General features: G+C 63.0%; 3 protein-coding genes and 1 pseudogene. All 4 read left to right on the plus strand.

Going from position 1 to position 2664, the window contains the following annotated elements:
* On the plus strand, positions 1-564 hold a 564-nt coding region (locus QZY07_RS09070; protein ID WP_295401744.1), incomplete at its 5' end, for a hypothetical protein.
* 827 nt (positions 565-1391) lie between these two features.
* Positions 1392-1619, plus strand: a complete 228-nt coding sequence (locus QZY07_RS09075) for a hypothetical protein (RefSeq protein WP_295401746.1) — start codon at positions 1392-1394, stop codon at positions 1617-1619.
* A gap of 331 nt (positions 1620-1950) precedes the next feature.
* Positions 1951-2379, plus strand: a complete 429-nt coding sequence (umuD, locus tag QZY07_RS09080; protein ID WP_363183974.1) for a translesion error-prone DNA polymerase V autoproteolytic subunit — start codon at positions 1951-1953, stop codon at positions 2377-2379.
* A gap of 5 nt (positions 2380-2384) precedes the next feature.
* Positions 2385-2664, plus strand: a pseudogene (locus QZY07_RS09085) (DNA polymerase V subunit UmuC); the annotation flags it as partial.

Genomic DNA, 2664 nt, shown 5'->3' on the forward strand with positions numbered 1-2664 from the left:
TCCGGCGTTCTGGCCTGTTATTGTGCCGCCGTGTTCACGGGCTGCGCGGCGACAACGACGTTCACGTTGACGCCTTCACCGCAATCCCCGATCTGTCAACGTGGGTCGCAACGGGCCAGCGCGATGGTTCTCTGGGCGACACACTGGCGGGTTGACCAGAAGGATGTTCTTGACCGCGAGGCGGCGGCCGGTGCCGGGATCGGACAATTTTTCAAGGAGTCTGGCTGCTTCCATGCCGTGGAAGTCCAGCGCGTGACGACGGCTGAAGAAGCGGCCAAACAAGCGGCGGCAAACGTCGAGACGGCAACGTTAGCCACCGTCCTGACCATCGTGGTTCGGGAACTCGGACCGATTCTAAAATTGGGCTCATCGGCAGCCTTATTCGAAGGCGGAACCGACGTCTTGCTCGACCTATCCGTCTTCGACCGGGCCTCGCCAGGGAACCCTCGAAGGTTCACGGCGCACTGGAGCAACGGTGGCGAAGGGGTGATCAAGGGCGTGGCTTCTCTTCCCGCGGATATGAACTCTGCGTTGCAAGCAAGCCTACAGCCGGAAAGAAGATGAGCCACCATGCGTGTCAGGCCACCGGAGATGACCGCAAACAGCGCCATCGAACAAGCAACGGCGGATGATTCCCATGGCGTGCATCCCCGCGAATCCCGCGCCATGGATGCTGGGTTTCGCTCCCGCTCATCCCAGTCGACGGGCGTTGAATGACGACCGCCAGCAACCGGCGCGACGGATGAATACCCCGTCACGCCATGGGCTCACTCACGATGGACCGCCAGCGTCAGCGTGTCGCCATTGAGATCCATGCGAACCATATCAATGGTTCGCAGGTTTTGCTGGGACCGAATATCTGGGGCGATGAGGTTCCAGTTTTGCAAAGAACATCCCGATTTGTGTAAAAATATCTCAACGCCACAGCGTTTGCGAAGAGGGTGATAGAGCGGATGACCGTTATCCTTCAGACAGCGGTTGATGAAGCGGATTTTGTCGAATGACCACTTTTAGCCGGGGTCTTCCGGTTCGCCGCCGTGGGCGAATTTTCGCTCTTGGGTCGCAAGGGTCACTCGGCTGGCTTGCCTCATTGGCCGGATGGAGTCGATTCTTGTCCATCTCCCTACCCTCTGTGGCGGCGGTGGCAATGCGGGCAACATCCCCGGTGGGGATATCGGGCGAAGAGACTGGGGTCACGAAAACACTGGGTAGATTAGAGTGCAGGCATCCCGCGCCCGTCGATACGCATCGGATGCTTTTTCTAGCCGCACGCTTGCCAGGCTGTCGCGCACCATGCGCAGGCGCCCGGCATCGTCGGCGGTATCCGCTGGGGTGCGTTCCTAACCCTGGCCGCGCTTCAGTTTTCGATGACAGTGCCGACAAGATGGGACATGGTCTACTCTGCCGAGGAAATGGCGATGGAAATCAGCAGCACGCTTTCGATCTATCAGCCGGTCAAGCCCAGCAAACCAGCGGAACCCATCCCGCCAGCAGGCGGCAACATCGAGTATCGGCAACCGCCTGCAGAACCCTCTGCCCCCGTGAAGCCGATCGACAACGTCCGTGCCAGCGATTCGGGACAGTCACCGCTTGGCTCGCGACTCGATGTATCGGCCTAACGCAGACGGCTGGGTCGTGCGCGCGGAGCGGGTCACGATCTGAACCCTTGGTCGGCGCCCGCGTCCCGCGCCGGTTCGCTTGGCGCGGGGTTTCCCTGAGAACTGGGTCGTTCGCGTTGCCTGAAGGGGCGTTTTTGATTATTGTGCGGCTTTCAGTCTGGCCCTGGTCCGCGCAATGTCCACTCCCAAACCCAAGTCACGCGGCGGCGCGCGCCCTGGCGCCGGGCGCAAGCCTGGGTCCGGCCCCCATGGCGAGCCCACCCAGCCGATCCGGCTGCCGGTCAGTGCGGTCCCGTCGGTGCGCGCCTGGCTTGCCGCACGCTCGGCGACCGTGGTACCACCCGACGCGTTGACCTTCACCACGGCGCCATCGGTGCTCCCGCTATCGCTCTACGGCTCGCGCATCGCGGCCGGTTTTCCCTCGCCCGCCGACGATGATCTGGAGGGCACCCTCGATCTCAACGAGCATCTGGTGCAGCATCCCGCCGCCACCTTCTTCGTGCGGGTGCAGGGCGATTCCATGACCGGGGCCGGGATCCACGACGGGGATTTGTTGGTGGTCGATCGTGCCCTGGAGGCCAAGTCAGGCTCGATCGTGGTCGCGGTGGTCGATGGCGAACTGACGGTGAAGCGCCTGAAGGTCGCAGGCGAGCGCGTGTGGCTGATGGCGGAGAACCCGGCCTTTGCGCCGCTGGAACTGCGCGACGGTCAGGCGCTGCACCTCTGGGGCGTGGTGGCCCATGCCGTGCGCTCGTTCTGAGCGCCATGTTCGCGCTGGTCGATTGCAACAATTTCTATGCCTCCTGTGAACGGCTGTTCCGCCCCGACCTAGCGGGGCAGCCTATCATTGTGCTGTCGAACAACGACGGCTGCGTGGTCGCGCGCAGCCATGAGGCCAAGGCGTTGGGGGTGGCGATGGAGGCGCCCTTCTTCCAGTTGGCGCCGCCGTTGCGCCGCCAACTGGTGGTGTTCTCCTCGAATTACGCCCTCTATGGCGACCTCTCGCGCCGCGTGATGCAGGTGTTGGCCGGTTTCGCGCCACGCA

The sequence above is a fragment of the uncultured Thiocystis sp. genome, from assembly GCF_903866365.1.
GTDB lineage: Bacteria > Pseudomonadota > Gammaproteobacteria > Chromatiales > Chromatiaceae > Chromatium.

What these genes read in the sequence shown, in the direction of transcription:
- QZY07_RS09075 (WP_295401746.1), top strand. Translation starts at nt 1,392, where the DNA reads ATGGTCTACTCTGCCGAGGAAATGGCGATGGAAATCAGCAGCACGCTT.